This window comes from bacterium (assembly GCA_029210965.1).
Lineage (GTDB): Bacteria > BMS3Abin14 > BMS3Abin14 > BMS3Abin14 > BMS3Abin14 > JALHUC01.
The window spans coordinates 40,374-56,554 of the sequence record JARGFZ010000015.1 but is presented as its reverse complement, the minus strand read 5'-3'; the positions used below and the strand labels follow the sequence as shown (position 1 = coordinate 56,554).

15 protein-coding genes and 2 tRNA genes are annotated in these 16,181 nt (G+C 52.9%); 3 read left to right on the top strand and 14 right to left on the bottom strand.

Annotated elements, in window-relative coordinates; all coding sequences use genetic code 11:
* Positions 1-13 precede the first annotated feature (13 nt).
* Both P1S59_07885 and P1S59_07880 read left to right on the top strand, forming a co-directional pair.
* Complete coding sequence (locus P1S59_07885) at positions 14-946, top strand: hydroxymethylglutaryl-CoA lyase (GenBank protein MDF1526169.1); 933 nt, start codon at positions 14-16, stop codon at positions 944-946.
* Positions 939-1,727, top strand: a complete 789-nt coding sequence (locus tag P1S59_07880; GenBank protein ID MDF1526168.1) for an IclR family transcriptional regulator — start codon at positions 939-941, stop codon at positions 1,725-1,727. The genes P1S59_07885 and P1S59_07880 overlap by 8 nt, the downstream gene beginning before the upstream one ends.
* An 85-nt stretch (positions 1,728-1,812) precedes the next feature.
* Here the strand turns inward: P1S59_07880 and aroB (P1S59_07875) are convergent, their stop codons facing one another.
* The 7 genes from aroB (P1S59_07875) to P1S59_07845 all read right to left on the bottom strand — a co-directional run bounded on the left by aroB (P1S59_07875) (position 1,813) and on the right by P1S59_07845 (position 8,693).
* Entirely contained in the window at positions 1,813-2,883 is a 1,071-nt protein-coding gene (gene aroB, locus P1S59_07875) for a 3-dehydroquinate synthase (GenBank protein ID MDF1526167.1), read from the bottom strand.
* A gap of 73 nt (positions 2,884-2,956) precedes the next feature.
* Positions 2,957-4,543 (bottom strand): 3-dehydroquinate synthase, encoded by a 1,587-nt coding sequence (gene aroB, locus P1S59_07870; protein MDF1526166.1) that lies wholly within the window; start codon positions 4,541-4,543, stop codon positions 2,957-2,959.
* A 368-nt stretch (positions 4,544-4,911) separates the two neighbouring features.
* Positions 4,912-6,243 (bottom strand): type II toxin-antitoxin system HipA family toxin YjjJ, encoded by a 1,332-nt coding sequence (gene yjjJ / locus P1S59_07865; protein ID MDF1526165.1) that lies wholly within the window; start codon positions 6,241-6,243, stop codon positions 4,912-4,914.
* 667 nt (positions 6,244-6,910) lie between these two features.
* A complete protein-coding gene (locus P1S59_07860; GenBank protein ID MDF1526164.1) occupies positions 6,911-7,150 on the bottom strand; it encodes a GIY-YIG nuclease family protein in 240 nt (79 codons plus the stop codon).
* Between the two features lie 67 nt (positions 7,151-7,217).
* Positions 7,218-7,294: transfer RNA gene (locus tag P1S59_07855), tRNA-Arg, on the bottom strand.
* 72 nt (positions 7,295-7,366) lie between these two features.
* Positions 7,367-7,443, bottom strand: a tRNA-Pro gene (locus tag P1S59_07850).
* Between the two features lie 320 nt (positions 7,444-7,763).
* Entirely contained in the window at positions 7,764-8,693 is a 930-nt protein-coding gene (locus tag P1S59_07845) for a M23 family metallopeptidase (GenBank protein ID MDF1526163.1), read from the bottom strand.
* A gap of 142 nt (positions 8,694-8,835) precedes the next feature.
* On the opposite strand from P1S59_07845, the gene P1S59_07840 reads away from it, so the two are divergent.
* Positions 8,836-9,333, top strand: coding sequence for a ferritin family protein (locus P1S59_07840; protein ID MDF1526162.1), 498 nt, complete (start codon positions 8,836-8,838; stop codon positions 9,331-9,333).
* A 132-nt stretch (positions 9,334-9,465) separates the two neighbouring features.
* Here the strand turns inward: P1S59_07840 and P1S59_07835 are convergent, their stop codons facing one another.
* The 7 genes from P1S59_07835 to P1S59_07805 form a co-directional block, all read right to left on the bottom strand.
* Positions 9,466-9,696, bottom strand: a complete 231-nt coding sequence (locus P1S59_07835; protein ID MDF1526161.1) for a NifU family protein — start codon at positions 9,694-9,696, stop codon at positions 9,466-9,468.
* A gap of 133 nt (positions 9,697-9,829) precedes the next feature.
* On the bottom strand, positions 9,830-10,531 hold the full coding sequence (locus P1S59_07830; protein ID MDF1526160.1) for a type 1 glutamine amidotransferase: 702 nt from the start codon (positions 10,529-10,531) through the stop codon (positions 9,830-9,832).
* Positions 10,532-10,542: 11 nt separating this feature from the next.
* A complete protein-coding gene (locus P1S59_07825; protein MDF1526159.1) occupies positions 10,543-11,730 on the bottom strand; it encodes an FprA family A-type flavoprotein in 1,188 nt (395 codons plus the stop codon).
* Between the two features lies 1 nt (position 11,731).
* A complete protein-coding gene (locus tag P1S59_07820; GenBank protein ID MDF1526158.1) occupies positions 11,732-11,890 on the bottom strand; it encodes a rubredoxin in 159 nt (52 codons plus the stop codon).
* A gap of 118 nt (positions 11,891-12,008) precedes the next feature.
* Positions 12,009-12,974 carry a hypothetical protein gene (locus P1S59_07815; GenBank protein MDF1526157.1) on the bottom strand — a complete coding sequence of 322 codons (966 nt, stop codon included), beginning with the start codon at positions 12,972-12,974 and terminating at the stop codon, positions 12,009-12,011.
* A 777-nt stretch (positions 12,975-13,751) separates the two neighbouring features.
* A complete protein-coding gene (locus tag P1S59_07810) occupies positions 13,752-13,985 on the bottom strand; it encodes a hypothetical protein (GenBank protein ID MDF1526156.1) in 234 nt (77 codons plus the stop codon).
* Between the two features lie 81 nt (positions 13,986-14,066).
* Positions 14,067-16,142: a hypothetical protein gene (locus P1S59_07805; GenBank protein ID MDF1526155.1), complete on the bottom strand. Its 2,076-nt coding sequence runs from the start codon at positions 16,140-16,142 to the stop codon at positions 14,067-14,069.
* Positions 16,143-16,181: the final 39 nt, after the last annotated feature.

Below are 16,181 nucleotides of genomic sequence, written 5' to 3'. Positions count from 1 at the left end.
GAGGCCAGTCACTGTGATACCCGGTGACAATAATAAAAAGAGACAAGCCCCGGAACTGCTCCTCGAAGACGAGGCACTGCGGGACGGTCTCCAGATGGAGTCCGAGATCTTCAGTCTCGAAGAGAAACTGCAACTGTTCCACCTTCTGGAAGAATCAGGCATCAGGCGGATCCAGGTGGGTTCCTTCGTCCATCCCAGGATAGTGCCCCAGATGGCCGACACAGACGAACTGATCCGGCATATCGGAGAAACAAAAGGAACTGTGCTAACAGCACTGGTCCTTAACGAAAAGGGGCTGGAGCGGGCCCTGGCCTGCGGCTTAAAACATCTGAGCATGTCCGTTTCCGCCAGCGACACCCACAGCCGCAAGAACGCCGGGATGTCGGCTGTCGAGGCCCTGGACTCCATGACCCGGCTTATCGCCCTGGCCGACGGGGAAGGTGTGCAGGTAAGAGCTGGCTTTCAGTGCAGTTTCGGCTGTGTTTATGAAGGAACCGTTAAACCGGACACTGTCATCCGCGGCATAATCCGCATGACCCAGGCCGGGGCTTCGGAAGTCAATCTGGCAGATACCACCGGAATGGCATCACCTTATTCCGTGAGCAGCCTCGCCCAACGCGCCGCCATGGAACTCCCGGATGTCCATGTATCCCTTCACCTTCACGATACAACCGGTCTTGGGCTAGCCAACATGTTCGCCGGTTACGAAGCCGGCGTTCGCATCTTTGACGTCGCAGCCGGCGGTCTTGGGGGCTGTCCTTTCGTGGAGGGAGCTGCGGGAAACGTTCCTGCGGAGGATGCGGTGAACATGTTCGAATCCATGGGGGTGGATACGGGGGTCGATCTGGACGCCCTTTGCGGCGCTGTGGGCTTCCTCGAGTCCAGGCTTGGCCGCACCTTACCGGGGCGCATGAGTAGACTGCTTCAAAGGGCCAAGTGTGACTGAAAAGGCCCGGAATCCAGTCAGGGAATCGGATCGTCAGGTAGACACCGTCGCCAAGGCTCTGACCATCCTCAACTGCTTTTCCGCAAGCGAGCCGGAACTGTCTCTTAAGGCCCTTAGTGAAATGACCGGACTGTACAAGAGCCGTATCATGCGGTTGTGCGGTACACTCAGCGCCCAGGGGTTCCTGGTGAAGACGTCGCGTGCCACCTACGAACTGGGCCCCAGAGTCATGATCCTGGGCAAGATCTACGAAAAAACCCACAGCCTGCTCAGCACTGCCGGGTCCGTCCTTGAGGAACTCGTTTCCATAACCGGGGAATCAGCGGCCATCTTCATGCGGGAAGGAATGAACCGTTTCTGTGTGATCCAGAGGATCGGTCCTGCCTCCCTCCGTTACTCTGTAAGTGAGGGTGAACCCCTGCCGCTCCATGCGGGGGCACCGGGAAAAGTACTGCTGGCCTGGGCCCCTGAAAACATAAGAGAGCGATTTTTTAAAGATCAGGATTTGAAAAAATACACATCGAGGACCATCACCAACAGGAAGGAACTGGAACAGGAGTTGGATTCGGTGCGCCTTAAAGGGTATGCCATCAGTGAGGGTGAGGTTGTGCAAAGCGCCATTTCCATAGCAGCACCGATCTTTGATAACGAGTCCAATGCGAGCTATGCGATCCATCTTGGCGGCCCGGCCCAGCGCCTGACACCTGAAAAGCAGTCAGAGCTTCTACCCGCTCTTATGGAATCTGCCCGCCGCCTCTCCTTTCTGCAGGGGAAGGAATAACTGCCCCGATTTCCCATCCCGGCGTTTGCACCAGCTTTCATACCGAAAGCATCTCAAACCATCAGTGAGCCTGACAGACAGGGGTTCAGGGTGATGCCAGCGCTTTTACAAGGTCCCCTGGATCATCAAGTGAAGTTACGTGACAGCGGCCGATATCTTCCAGGAGTATGCACCTGACGCGCCCGCCAATTCTTTTTTTGTCACGGGTTAAAAACCGCTCCAGGTTTTGATCATACCTGTTGTCAGGAACGGGGATCTTTTCAATCACCGCCATGGCTCTTCTGTACTGCCCCTCATCAAGTCCGCACATCTGTTTTGAAAGGGAAAGAGCGCCTCTCATGCCGATAGCCACAGCCTCACCGTGACGGATCTCACCAAGCCCCAGGGACGACTCGAGGGCGTGGGCGAGGGTGTGGCCAAAATTGAGAACAAGTCGGGGACCGGCCTCTTTTTCATCAATGGATATCACCTCCGCTTTTCGGCGGCAGGCCGTCTCCACTATGAACGGTATATCAACGCCCCCTTCAGGACCGAGATCATTCAACTTTTCGAGATAAGCGAAGAGTTCCGGGTCCAGGGTGAGGGAAATTTTCACTATCTCTGCCATGCCCGAGTACCAATCCCTGGATTCCAGGGTCCTGAGGACATCGGTGTTGGCGTATACTGCCTGGGGCTGATGGAAGGTCCCTACTTGATTCTTACCTTCGGGAAGGTTTATTCCGGTTTTCCCCCCGGTGCTGCTGTCCACCATGGAAAGAAGTGTCGTGGGAACCTGGATGACGGACACGCCCCGAAGGTAAAGGGAGGCAGCCAAACCCGCGAGATCTCCCACGACTCCACCGCCCAGGGCAACGACCAGGGAACCCCTGTCCAGTCCGGCACCTGCCATTTTCCTGCAGAGGTCTTCCAGGTGACCGAAGGATTTGCTCTTCTCTCCCTCGGGTACGACGACGGTGGCGGTTGACTCCAAGGCTCCTGCCAGCTTTTCGATGCGATGACCATAGATAGAGTTAACCCGTTCGTCAGTCACCACCATGGCCTTCCCGGCCGGATTCCATCCGCGCAAATTTTCTTCGAGCAGTTCCCAGGCCTCGTCCCCGATATATATGGAATAGGACCGTTCACTCAGTTCGACATGTACAACACCAAGAGCCATGGTCAGGGGGAAACCTTTATGAAAAGGGGTTCGAAGACCTCGTCAACGCATTCGCCGTGGATATCCACGATATTCAGGATTTCAATGCTGCAAAAGTGTCCAGTATGGTTTCTTCAGGGACCTGATCGGTCACAAACACATCGCCGACATCCTTGAGCAGCACATAGCGCAGCCTTCCGGCCTTCTTCTTTTTGTCGCTTCCCATGGCCTGGAGCAGCTGTTTCGGAACCAGGTCATTGGGGATTCGGATCGGTAAGCCAGAGGCCACCAGGACAGACTCGACCCTGTTCTCCAGTTCTTCAGGGCAGTAACCCAATTTTACGGAAAGGTTGGCGGCAGCAACCATCCCCATGGCCACGGCTTCACCATGATTGACGCTGTGATGGCTGAGGCGTTCAATGGCGTTTGCGAAAGTGTGTCCGAAATTCAGCACCGCCCTTCGCCCCTGATCATAAGGATCTTCCTGAACGATATTGATTTTGACCTGAATGGCCTGGGCAACCAGCGCCTGAAGCTCCAAAGCCTGCTGCCCAATCTTCCCCGATGTCTGGATCCAGCTTCCCGATTCGATCTTCTGGAGCAGATCTGAATCAGCTATGAGGCTGTGCTTGATAACCTCCGCCATCCCAGACGCAAACGCCCTGGGTGACAGGCTTTGCAGCGTAGCGATATCGGCGATCACAGATTTCGGTTGTTTGAAAGCGCCGATCAGATTCTTCGCATTGGGCATATCAATCCCGGTTTTACCGCCGATACTGGTGTCGACCATAGCCAACAGGCTGGTGGGACACTGCACACAATCGACCCCCCGCATGTATGTGGCCGCTATAAATCCGGCAAGCTCACTGATCACGGTTCCGCCAAGCGCAATGACCGTTCCACTACGGTCGAAATCCGCTTGAAGCAACTGTTCGTAAATCGCCTGGGCTGTTGCCAGGGTTTTATTCTTCCTGCCGGGCGGCATGGTGACCACGACATCGACAATACCGCAGCTCTGCGCATACAAAGGACCAACGGTATCATCCGTTATGATAGCAATGGGGCCATCAATTCCGGCTAACTGGGAGATAAACGGCAGCAGTCCGCCACCGACAATAAAATCATAGCGATCGCTATGGGCCGCAATAGGCAGACGGACATCTGGCCCTCCTGCTATAATCCCCACAAGATCTTCGGCAACGGTTTCCGGGTTTTTTTCAGAGGTGACAAATTGGGCAAACTTACTGTATCCCTTCCTTCGCTGCTGCAGGAGTTCGACGATATGCTCAAGAGGGTTGGGTACCTGAAGCAACGGGCGAACATGGTGATCGCTCTCGGCCCGCTTGAGGATCTCCTCTGGTGTCGCCACCAGACAGAATACCCGGCCGCTTTTGCCCAGTACGGCTGCGTTGTCACCATCCAGCATGAATCGGCCACCGGTGGCAATGACCATGCCGCTTTTATCCGCGAGCTCCCGGGCAAGATCCGCCTCCATTTTTCGGAAAGCCGCCTCGCCTTTTTCCTGGAAAAATTCAGCAATTGTCATGCCTGTCTTTGCTTCGATCAGATGGTCGGTATCCACAAAATCATAGCCGAGATGAGACGCCAGGGTCCTGCCAACGGAGGTCTTCCCGGTTGCCATGAATCCGGTCAAAATGATATTTTTTTTGTTATTCTGCATAGTTTGGATTCGAATTAACTATTGTATGTGCCAGCCAGGCTTTTTGATATTCATTATAATTTCTTTTGCCGGCCAAGCGGACCAAAATTGCTGCGCATTAAAGTGGGATGACATTTAGAATCCCCATGAAACTATCAAGAGTCATCTGGCAATATGCCTCATAGAGCCGATCCCAGTCCAGTCTAAACTAGGCGGTCATAACCCCTACTGCCTCTCCGGAAAGATGGTTTCACCACGGTGCCGCAACAAGCTTTTCATTCTTGAGGGGGCACTTCTTTTGCCTGGTGAGCCTTTTAAGCTTTTTCTCTAAACGTATTTTTGCTCAACTACCCGAAGAAAAACATAGCTTATGTTGAAGTATTGGCTCGCTAACGCGATGAAAGAAGTTGCGGACCACCAGCCAGGTTGCGCACAGCCACCAGGTTTTCCCTGCAGATCCCTCTAAAACCTTCCGTGATCCGAGTGTCTCCGGCAGCTTCTTCCCAAAATCTGATCGCCCAATCAAGGGCATCCGGAAACAAGTCTAAAGCTCCGGAAGCCATGTCAATGCCCGGCTTAAATGGTCTCCCTGGGACATCATCTTCCTGAGGTCTATATAGCATTGGAAGAATGTCGTAAGCAGGTGCCAGAGAAAAACGTCTCCTTCCATCTTCCGTTATCAATGAGACATTTCCAAAATGCTGATCTGAGTTCGCGATAAGACTGCTAAACAGTGACAGCCACCGTAGATCAGCAGCATCATCCCGAGAGAGCATCGCACTGCTCTCTAGCCTGGACGCAGCAGCGATCCAATTGTCCAGGTGCCCGAAAAACTCGGCGTCGATGGAAAAAAGAGATAACATCGGGAGTCGACCAAATCTTCCTTGACGATCAAACCGGGTTACCTCCAAAAGGTATCTGTCTTCTGTCTCAAGAAGTTGACTGGGGGCAGAATCAATTCCTCGTTCACTTATAAGATTGAGAGCAAGATGTTCACATACGATCAAATCCGCCCATCTTCTGCCAACTGGGGTAGCGATCAAAGAAGAGAACTTGACAAGTACATGTCTAAGCTCGCCATTGTTTCGGATCAGTGCGGCAAATTTCGGCTGTTCCCCGGCAGCGGATGATCCTGGCGGATCCCCTTTCAATGCAGATTCTACTAATCGTGGATATGTCTCTAAACGTTCATTCGCATTTATCGCCTCGCATGGCTGCCGCGTCATTTCGAGATATCGCCCCAACGATTCCTGGCCCACAATAATATTTCCCATCAAATCTTCACCCCTTGTTGAAAGGGCTGCCAGTACGTGTTCATCTGTCCAATACTGCAATCGATCAGGAATCCTTAATTGCGGCCCGACTCTTTGAGCAAATGCCCGCCCCATGAAACCATCTGGACGCATGTCCTGTATGAACCAGGGCAAGTGATTAAACAGTTCACCTTTGGCGCCTACTGGAGCCCACCAATACTGGTTTCCCTGGACTGTAAGCAGAGTACCAACAGGTTCAACATCTCCGGTTTCAGTTACCCGGAATACAGGAAATTCGTGGCCATCGCCTCTTGCGTCTCTGGCAATAGCATATAGAGTTGCTTTTCCACGCCCCAGCCTCAAGACCCTGCTGCCTATAGAGTTAATAAGTCGAGATACTGTTGCCTGGCTCATGCCCAGGGCACTATGAATAGAAAATATATATAAATATTCAAATATATCAATCACTTAATAGATATATGCATATCCATAGCGAATAGATACAGTATACACTAATTGTTGATGGGATCGCAAAAAGTCCACCAATGCGTCCCTGCGGGCCCCAACCCCACCCTCCTCCTTTACAGATTTAGAGGAGAAGGTGCCATAGAGGGCATCCTAGGCAGTTTAGGGGTATGAGGGGGGATCAACCCCCCTCCAAACACGCGAGAGAATATTTTTCAGGATAATATGAATTATATATGCGGTCGACACCGCGAGAGAAGCGCCCTAGGGTACAGGCCGATGGATTGAATCTCTAGCCCCCAAACCAACTCCACTCCCCACTCCAGAATAGGGAAAAGGGGTAACCTAAGCTACCATCCAGGCGCCCTTCGACGCGTCACTCATTTTATCGGGGACTTGCTCCCTTCGACACGCTCAGGGCAGGCAGGGCCATTCGACGCTGCTCGTGGCTTTCGCTTTTCGCATAGTGGCCTGCATGGCACCCATTCGACGCGCCATCAGACAGGATCACGGCTTGCTCAAGGTGCTCACAAATAATAAGTCTCTCCACCAAACAATGGATAGCCTTTTATTTGTGGCACGCCCGATCCGTCTTCGCTTACAGCTACGACGTGACAAGCAGGATTCCCCCCTTCGTCCTTCGACAAGGTCAGGACTACGGGGGACAGGCTCACTCTTGTTGCGAGAACTCTCTAATGAGGGCCCACTTCTCCAGTCTCGTGCATTTTTTCAGTTTTTTCTCTAAACGAATGGCCTGGTCTCTTTCAAGGGGACCCTTGACGTAGAAGGAAGTGGGACTACTGTGTTGTCTGAGTCGATTTGGTGGGTCTGTGGTGATCCCAACATAGAAGTTCTCACCTTTGGGAACTATATAGACCCACCATCGACGCAATCTCTGTTCTCGCAACATGGTTCTCATACTGGAGGGCAGATGCAAAAAAAGGCCCCCTCAAAATTGAGGAGGCTTTTTTTTGCATTGGCACGCCCGACAGGATTCGAACCTGTGACCTGCGGATTAGAAGTCCGCTGCTCTATCCAGCTGAGCTACGGGCGCGCAAAATGGTGCAGCCATTTTGCTTGCAATATTTTCCCGACCGCGGTTCTCTCGCTCGGTTGAGGCAAATATTGGTCGGGGCGAGAGGATTTGAACCTCCGACCCCCTGCTCCCAAAGCAGGTGCGCTACCAGGCTGCGCCACGCCCCGAACCGACAAACTCTACATTAATATTACCAGAAATTCCAGATATCAAATTTATCGAATTCAAGAGAACCGTTCTTTTCCACAGGCTCAAGCCTTTCTCAGTGTCCTCAATAAACTCAGTGGTGAAAAAACGTCGACTTAATAGCAAGTGTGCCTCAACCAGGATTCAGGCCTTTCTCTGGCTCCTTCGCCTACTCTGCGTTAAAACAATTCGACTTCATATTAACTGGGATCGCTTCACATGGGTAATAGTTCGCGATGACCCGTCTTCGCCCTCCGGACTTCACCGTGGCAGGCAAGGGCCATTGGATTCCGGTTACTGATTACCGGGTACTTAACTGCTTTGTTACTTCAACAAGCAGCAGAGGATCAATCTTCGATCCACGAATGAACGCCCCGAAGTGAAGGTGCGGACCGGTGGAGCGGCCGGTGGTCCCCACAGTGCCCAGGACCTGACCCCTGTTCATTTCCTGTCCTTCCTGGACATCGATCCTGTCCAGGTGTGCGTAGAGGGTTGACACACCCCAACCGTGATCCACTACCACCGTTTTTCCTGAAAGATAAAAATCGTCCGCCAGAAGGACTTTCCCGCTGTTGGATGCCTTTACCGGTTTCCCTTTTTTCCCTGAGATATCCACACCGCTGTGAGAGGAGCGCGGCTTGCCGTTCAACACTCTTCCTGTGCCGAACCTGGTCGTAATGCGGCCCTGCAGCGGCAAAAGGAACCCTTCCTTCCAGTACCTCTCGCGGCTTCTGGTGGCAAGGATATCCCCCAGATTCCTGTTGTCCTTTTGCACCTGTTTTACCCTCTTCTGGGAAAGGTCCACCATCCCGGTTGGGAGTGAAAGGTTCTGGGTCCGTTTGGCTCCCGAAGCCCCGTCTTTTATTTTCAAATCTGCCCTGATCCTGTAAGGTGGCCCGCCCTTGGCCGGGAACAGAACGAAATCCACCGGCATGGATGGTTCCTTTAACGCCACATCAACCCCGACCAAAGCAGCATAGGCCCCCCCTTCCATCTTGAATAAGGGGAACCGGTCCTCACCCGTTTGCGCTTCAGCAGCCATGAGCCTGACAGGTGACTGGACCTTCATCATGACCACCCCTCCGGACCTGACCTGTGCGGGGTTCCAGGAGACCTTGATATTTCCTGCCGTGGCCTGCATCGGAACAAGGATGATAAGGGCAAGCGCCAGGAAAAATATTCCCCTGCTCCGGGGTTTGCCAGTCTCAAATACCCGTGTTAGTTTAAACATGGATGGACAGTTTTTAGGATTGAATAGGATCATGTCCCATTTTCTATCACAAAACCGGTTCCAATGACCACTTGCTAGACATGTACCGGGTGAGGTGATAAGTTCTACTCCCGGTCAAATTACACAGTCATGGGAGGCTATCATGGCCGATAAAAAACTGAACCTGAAAGAGATCATCGAGATGGCGATCCAGATCGAGACCGCCGGTGCCGCCTTTTACAGGAGGCTGCGGGAACTTGCTGAATCAGACGAGGCAAGGGAACTGTTCGGACACCTTGAAAAGGCCGAATATCACCACATCTCCGATTTTGAGGCCATCCTCAAAAAGGCCCTTGCCAGACCGGGTCAACTGGACTATGCCGCCACTGAACAAGATCTGCTCTACCTGAGAGCTTCCGCCTCGAGGCGTATATTCACAAGTCCTGAAGATGCTGTCAGCAAAGCGGAGAACCTCGGTGATGTCATCGAGGCCATTGATATGGCCCTCGACTTCGAACTCAGGTCGGTGGGCTTTTACAGAGAGATGGCAGATATGGTCGATAACCCTGAGGACCGCGCTTCTGTTTCGGAGTTGGAGAAACAGGAGAAGGGACACGCAGCCTACCTGTACAAAATGAGAGAGCAGTTGAGTAATCAGTAGCCAGGAGCCAGGAGCCAGGAGCCAGGAGCCAGGAGCCAGGAAAAGTGAACACAAAAAGGTCAGGTCTAGCAATATGTGCGTAACCTGACCTTTTTAATTACATATGGTTCTACTGGGTACTGGGTACTGATTTTACACAACCTCTTCAACTACGATGGAGTCATCCACGTTTTCCCTCAAGGACCGCTCAATGCCGTTCTTCAGAGTCATCTGGGACATAGGACAACCGGAGCAGGCACCCATGAGGCGCAGCTTTACGAGACCTTCGTCAGTTATCTCCACCAGCTCAGCATCACCGCCATCTGCCTGAAGAGAGACTCTCACCTTGTCCAGAACTTCTTTGACCTTTTCCTTGTCAACCATTTGTAACCTCCATTTAAATTCAGTGAACCGTGAATAGTGAAACGTGAATGGTAAGCAGTACAATGTTATCGTCTCTCGGATCTGTTGTTTTGACCCTTCACTGTTCACGATTCACTCTTCACTTCAGCTTATTCTAACCACTCTCCCGCCCCGCCACAAGGTCCAGAAACCTGCCGATAACAAAAGAACCGCCAAACCGTACCTGGTCCAGATACAGTCTCACACCATCCAGGATCTCCTCCGGCTCGGAAACGATGCCGTTCTCCTCTTCCAGATCCATGGCAACCCATTCCCGAACCATTTCCTCGTCGATCTCCATGTGAAACTGCATGCCGTAGATGTTGCTCCCTGCCCTGAAGGCCTGGTTTTCATACTTATCGGAACTGGCCAGTTTCACTGCACCTTCCGGCAGGTCAAAAGTATCCCCGTTCCAGTGCAGAACTGGAAAAACACTGTCCACCCCTGCCATGAGGGGATCTGCCATACCGCTTTTAGTCAGGGTCACCTCACCCCATCCAACCTCAGGTTGATCGCCCGCATAGACCCTGGCGCCCATGGCGCTGGCAATGAGCTGAGCCCCGAGACACACACCCAGGATGGGGATACCCCTCCCTATGGCCTCAAGGAGAAGTCCCTTTTCCTTCTCGATCTCCATGGTACCGTCGTTGACAGACATGGGGCCGCCCATGGATACGATCCCGGTAAAACCTGCCACTCCAAGGGGGACCCCTTCCCCGGGTACATCAACTATCCTGTAAGGAAGTCCCCTTCCCTCCAGCATGTCCTCGATGAGGCCGGGGCCTTCATAGGGGACATGCCGTAAAACGATCACCATAAAACAATAACCTAGGAGGTTAAAGATTCGGTCAGGCTTTTACCAAGGGCCCTGCACTCATCCAGGTCCTGCTCCGTAACCATCAACTTGGCCCGAACACCCTCCACAGGGACCTTCAGCTTAATAGCTTTCATTCGGTCCTCAATGAACTTCACTGCTTCACCGCTCCAGCCGAAGCAGCCAAAAGCAGCACCGGCCTTCCCCCTCAGCTTAAGAGTAGCCAGGGAGGACAGAAAGTCCCAGACAGGTTTCACTGCATCCCCGTTGATCGTGAGGGACCCTACTGCCAGAGCATCGGCACTTTCTACCTCATCCAGGATCGAACCTCCTACTGTCACCTCAAGGTCGAAAAGGGTGACATCGGCCCCAGCGCCCCGGCAGCCATCGGCCACACTTTCGGCCATGCGCCGCGTGTTACCGTAACTGGATGCATAAAACACCAGAACCCTGGGTTTCTCGCCCTTGGACGGCACCGCACACCAGTTCCTGCATTCCTCAATGTATTTATTAACATCGGTGCGGAGAACAGGACCGTGGCTGGGAGCGATAATCTGGACAGGAAGATCCTCTATCTTGTCCATAGCCTTAACAGCGAACTCTTTGAAAGGACGGATAATATGGTCAAAGTAGTAGCTGCGGGCATAGGTAAAATCGTCTAACTCATCATCGAACATCCGCTCATCGGCATAGTGGCTGCCCAGAAAATCGCAGGGGAACAGGATGCCATGCTCCCTTACGAAGGTAAACATGGTGTCGGGCCAATGGAGGAATGGAGCCTGGATGAACTCCAGGGTCACACCCCCCAGATCGATGGAATCATCATCCCCCACCGCCCGGACATCCACATCCTGGTTCAGTATCCCTTGGATGAAAGGGACACCGTTTTTGGAGGCGACGAGTTGAGCCGACTGAGCCTCCTGCAGGATTTTGCCCAGAGACCCGGAGTGATCCGGTTCCGCGTGGTTCATAACGATATAGTCGATCTGTGCTGGATCGACCAGGGTCTCGATCGTGGAAAGGTAAGAGTCGTAGAACCGGGCCTTCACCGTTTCAATAAGGGCGCAGCCTTTGGATCCCTGGACCAGGTAGGAGTTGTAGGTCGTTCCCTGCTCCGCCTTCATGATCACGTCAAAAACGCGAATGTCCTTGTCGATGGCACCTATCCAGTGAACACCAGGTGCAAGTTGGATCGCGCTCAATTTAATCCTCCTCGAAAAAACTCTTGTCTGCACCACACTCGGGGCATACCCAATCTTCGGGTAGATCGTCAAAAGGGGTCCCGGCGGCGATCCCTGCGTCTGGATCGCCTACTGCGGGGTCATAGAGATAACCACAGACTGTACAGTTATACTTTTTCATGGTCTTTCCTCCCTGTTCCAATGTTATTTGACCGGCCAAGGCCATCCCGACCGACTCGAATTGCCGTATTGTTTCCCACTAGTCACACGGTGTCAAGTTGTTATCACTACAATTTGGCCTAATTTGATCCAAACCCCTCTGGCTTCCAGAAATACCGGACCAGAGGTAGGGAGATTTTGAGCATCAAGTAACCGACCAGCAAACGTCCGAGAACGATCCATCCCAAACTGGCCCCAACGGCAACGAAGATAAGGGTGTCCTCGATCAGGGCATGGTTGGTGCCCAAAAAAATGTTTGTTGGGAGGATCTCACTTTTCCCGATATTGTTTTGCCTTGTCTCTTCAATAATGAGACCTGCACCGTAGGCCAGGCCAAGAAGCAGCCCCACAGCCGTTACCAGGGAGGTCCGCCTGTCCATTCCCAGGAACTTCATTGGCACACTCAAGCCGGCAGTAATTTGATCCATAATTCCGAACTCCCGGCTCAGGTCCATAACCACCATCAGACTGATGATGATCACGATGATCTTGGCAAGGGATATCATGTTGGCGATGAGGATCTGACCCCAGGTGTGGACACCATCGGCGGACATCCCAGCCTGAACCAGAACCTCTCCACCTCCCGGCATGATCCAGGCGAAGAAGAGGCCGGCAAAAATGGCGGCTGAGATCCTGACGGGGAGAGTGATCCAGGCCGGTGTCCCTGACTGGCTTTGAACCGCGGTCTCCACAATGAGGTTATGGGCAATGAGAACCATGATGGCCAGGATCGTCATCCCTTTAGCCGTGAGGGGGATATTTACAGCGACAGCTATCGCGGCGTAAATATTGACCAAACCTCCCGTAATCAGAACGAGTGAACTTTCACCTGGCAGGCCGAAAAAATCCATCAGGGGAGCCGCAGCGACAGCCATGGAACTCAACAGGCCGGTCACCTTGAGGATCTGTACCAGAACCATGGTGGGGATCATGACCTTCAGAAGGGCCCAGGAGGTGAAAACCCCCGAAAGAACCCCCCTGCGAAGGCTCAGCCCAACCCTTTTTACCCTTGCCGGGCTTCCATCCTTCAATCTCGATTGTGTCAATTTGTACCTCTCACACTAATCCGCCAATGATTTCTTTCGGTTTTCTCAATAGTTTCAGTGTTATCCTGTGAGAAGAACTTCCATGCCTGCCATAGTTTTTGCGAGGGGAAAATTTACTTTCATAGAACCTGTTCTTTCCCCCAGCCTTAAGCCTTCCTCTTTGACCTCTGTGTCTGTGGTGAATAAACCGTGAATCGTAATTCGTGATCCGCCTGCCACGGCGACTTGTCACGGCGTAGTTCGAAGAACGAAGACGGAAGCTGAAAGCGAAGACGGGTGATCCGTAAAACCTGGATACTTAGACCTGGATACCGTCCTTCCCTCAGTTTAAAGGTTTACCCTGCGTAACCCTGCGGTGCGGCCATGATCGGCCGCTCTGCGTCACCCTGCGTTAAAGCTTTTATCGTACTTAATAAAAATACCACTGGATTCCGGGTCGGTGCCCGGAATGACAAGCGGTATTTCCTGGTTTAAAGGTTCTCTCACTGTTCTCACTGATCTCAGTGGTAAAAAAACATCGCTTTTATAGTATTCACGCCTTTACCCGGAACTTGACCTTTCTCCTTTTCCTCCATGCTTCAACATCTCCGTGGTGAAAATTCGGTTTTACTGTAAACTTGGCGGGCATTTGGCTTCCGGACATTCCACAATAACGGCTGAAGGGCCTTTCGGCCCTTCAGCGAACTGCTTTTACGGCACTTTTAATCGCCGGGGTTGAAGGCCTCAGGAGTAATCCTCTGACTACCCTCGACCCCTGACGCTTTTAACCATTTAAACCTACTCCAAGCCCATCTCCAATTGGCGCAGTTTGTCCTCCAGTTCACGGACTTTGTTTTTAAGTTTTTCCTTTTCCCCTCCCCGCTCCATGAGATAGATGCGGTAGGACATCCCCATGACCAGGAGAAAAAGGAGGATAGTCCTGAGCTCCACAAAGGGCATAGTAAAGTTGAGCATGATCTCAAGGACCCCAAAAACAGCCAAGGCAATACCAACCATTAGCCAAAGTAGCATTTTCCCCCTCCTTTGCGAACACAGTTAACAGTTTTGATGACTCGGTTTGCTACGTTTAGCCTACGCCATTCATCGCTGCTGTCAAGGTCTTGTACCGCCCAGCGATGGTATGCTCGGAGCACCTGCCGGTTGGGCATCGACCATGTCATTGTACGAATCCCTTAATAGCTGAACTGCGTATTTCGGGTTATGGGCATAAGCTCCGGGGTCTTTATATATGAACTGCCAGTTAAAAGCTGCTTTGGCAACGGTGCCGTCCCACTGCTGGGTGGGGTCGGAAGTTCCAAAATAGGGATAACTGCTCGAATAGTCTATATTTGCTATCGTATCAGCATCGTCGGGGCTGTCGTAGGCCTCGATGGCGTCATGGAGGAGTACTGTCAGGAGATATGCCACTTCATCCTTGGCCGATACGGTGGCGCCATTTCCATCCCAGTCCACACCATGAGCATGGGGTGCCCCGGGATCGTCCAGAGCTACCATGAACGTGTGGCAGGACGCTGCGCAGAAGGCGGTATTTTCAGTAGACCCATAGGCCATGTGGAAAGTGTGACCACCCACATCGTCTACCGGGGGATCATCCGCCATGTGGCAGCCGGCGCAACCAGCCACTACGTGGAAGGTATGCTCTCCCGCATAGGTCTTTCCGGAATATTCATACCCCTTCATTCCGTAGAGGGTGGCGCCGGCAGCCAGGTAGTGCATGTTCCTGAATCCCGGCGAGCCTGAGGCGATATCTGCATCAACGTGACTGCCATCCTCACGGCCTTGATGGCAGTAAACACAAACAGCGTTCCTTCCCGCTTGAACATTTGCCAAAGGAACACCCTGGTAATCGTACAGAGGCACCGCTCCGCTGAAGCGGAGACTCTTGTCATTAGCAGTCGGGTAATTCACCCCATCGTGGCAAGCGTTGCAGGTTATAAAACCGTCCGAATTGGCAGGTGTGAGAATGGCGTTGCCGTAACCCGGGGCCACCTCTGCGAACCCCATGGCATTGTGGCAGCGATAGCACGAGGCGTTAAACCCATGGTCCACCGCCCCCCAGTTGGCTGGCCCGGGAATGTCCAGTACCACATTCCCCCTGCTTGTGGTTGTTCCCAGGGGACCCTCAATGTTGGGATGATGCGCGCCGTGGAACCACTGCTCGTTGATGGTGAGATCGAACTCGTGGGCCCCGTGGCAACTTGCTGTGCAAGAGTCAACAGCGTCGGCTCTGGCCATGCCCGAATTGGGAGAGGTGTTGGTCAGGTCCACGTAACCGAACCTGGAGGTGGGGACCTCGTAGATCACCAGCTCGTTAGGTTCGTCGATCATCCAGATCCCCTGGTAGTGAGTATCGTTAATGGTCTCGTGGGAATCGAAGGTCCAGGAACCGCCGTTGGCAGCAAGCCAAGCCGCACTGATGATATAGGCATCAAAGGAATTGGAAGCCAGGACCAGGGTCGCTGTGTCTATAGGGGAAGCTCCTGTTCTTCCCACGATATCGTAAATAACCGTATCCCCATAGGACCACATGCGGGTCGAATCGGGACCGTGGTGGTCGGTGTGCTCGGCATCCGCAAAGGCCGGGGAAATGAGCATGGGGTCAGTGGGCGGATGACACTCTGTGCACTGGTGAAAGGCCGGGATGGCCACCTCAGGAGGGGAAGCTCCGCCAAAATGTCCTGTTCCACTTACGTGGCACGCCTCGCAGTCGACTATAAAACGGTATTGCTCCCCCAGGTTCGGGTCATTGAATATCACCCCACCTGCATTGGCATCGAGGAACTGACCTCCGTCGTCAGGACCCATGTGGCACGGGCTGCAGCTTGTCGGGTAAACCAAAGTATTGGAATAGTAGCTGGGATAGCCTTCGATGTCGCTGTAGTTGTACACTCCCAAATTGAAGGGGTCCACAGGGGTTCCGGAATGAGAAACACTATCGTAGTAGTCGAAGTTGGAGTGCCGGCTGATCACCCATCCCTCAAATACCTGTTCGAACGCCTGACTGGAACCTGGGACATTGTGGCAATCGTAGCAGTAATCCATACCCAGGGGCTGGGGAGTGAACTGAACACCGTCCGTACTGCTGCTGTCCAGCGGGTTGCTGCACGCCGACACCATAAGGACAGGAACCAATAACAGGACCAAAAATGCTCTTTCGAAACCTTTCATGAACCACCGCTCCCTTGTGGGGCCCTGCTTCTAGCGGGC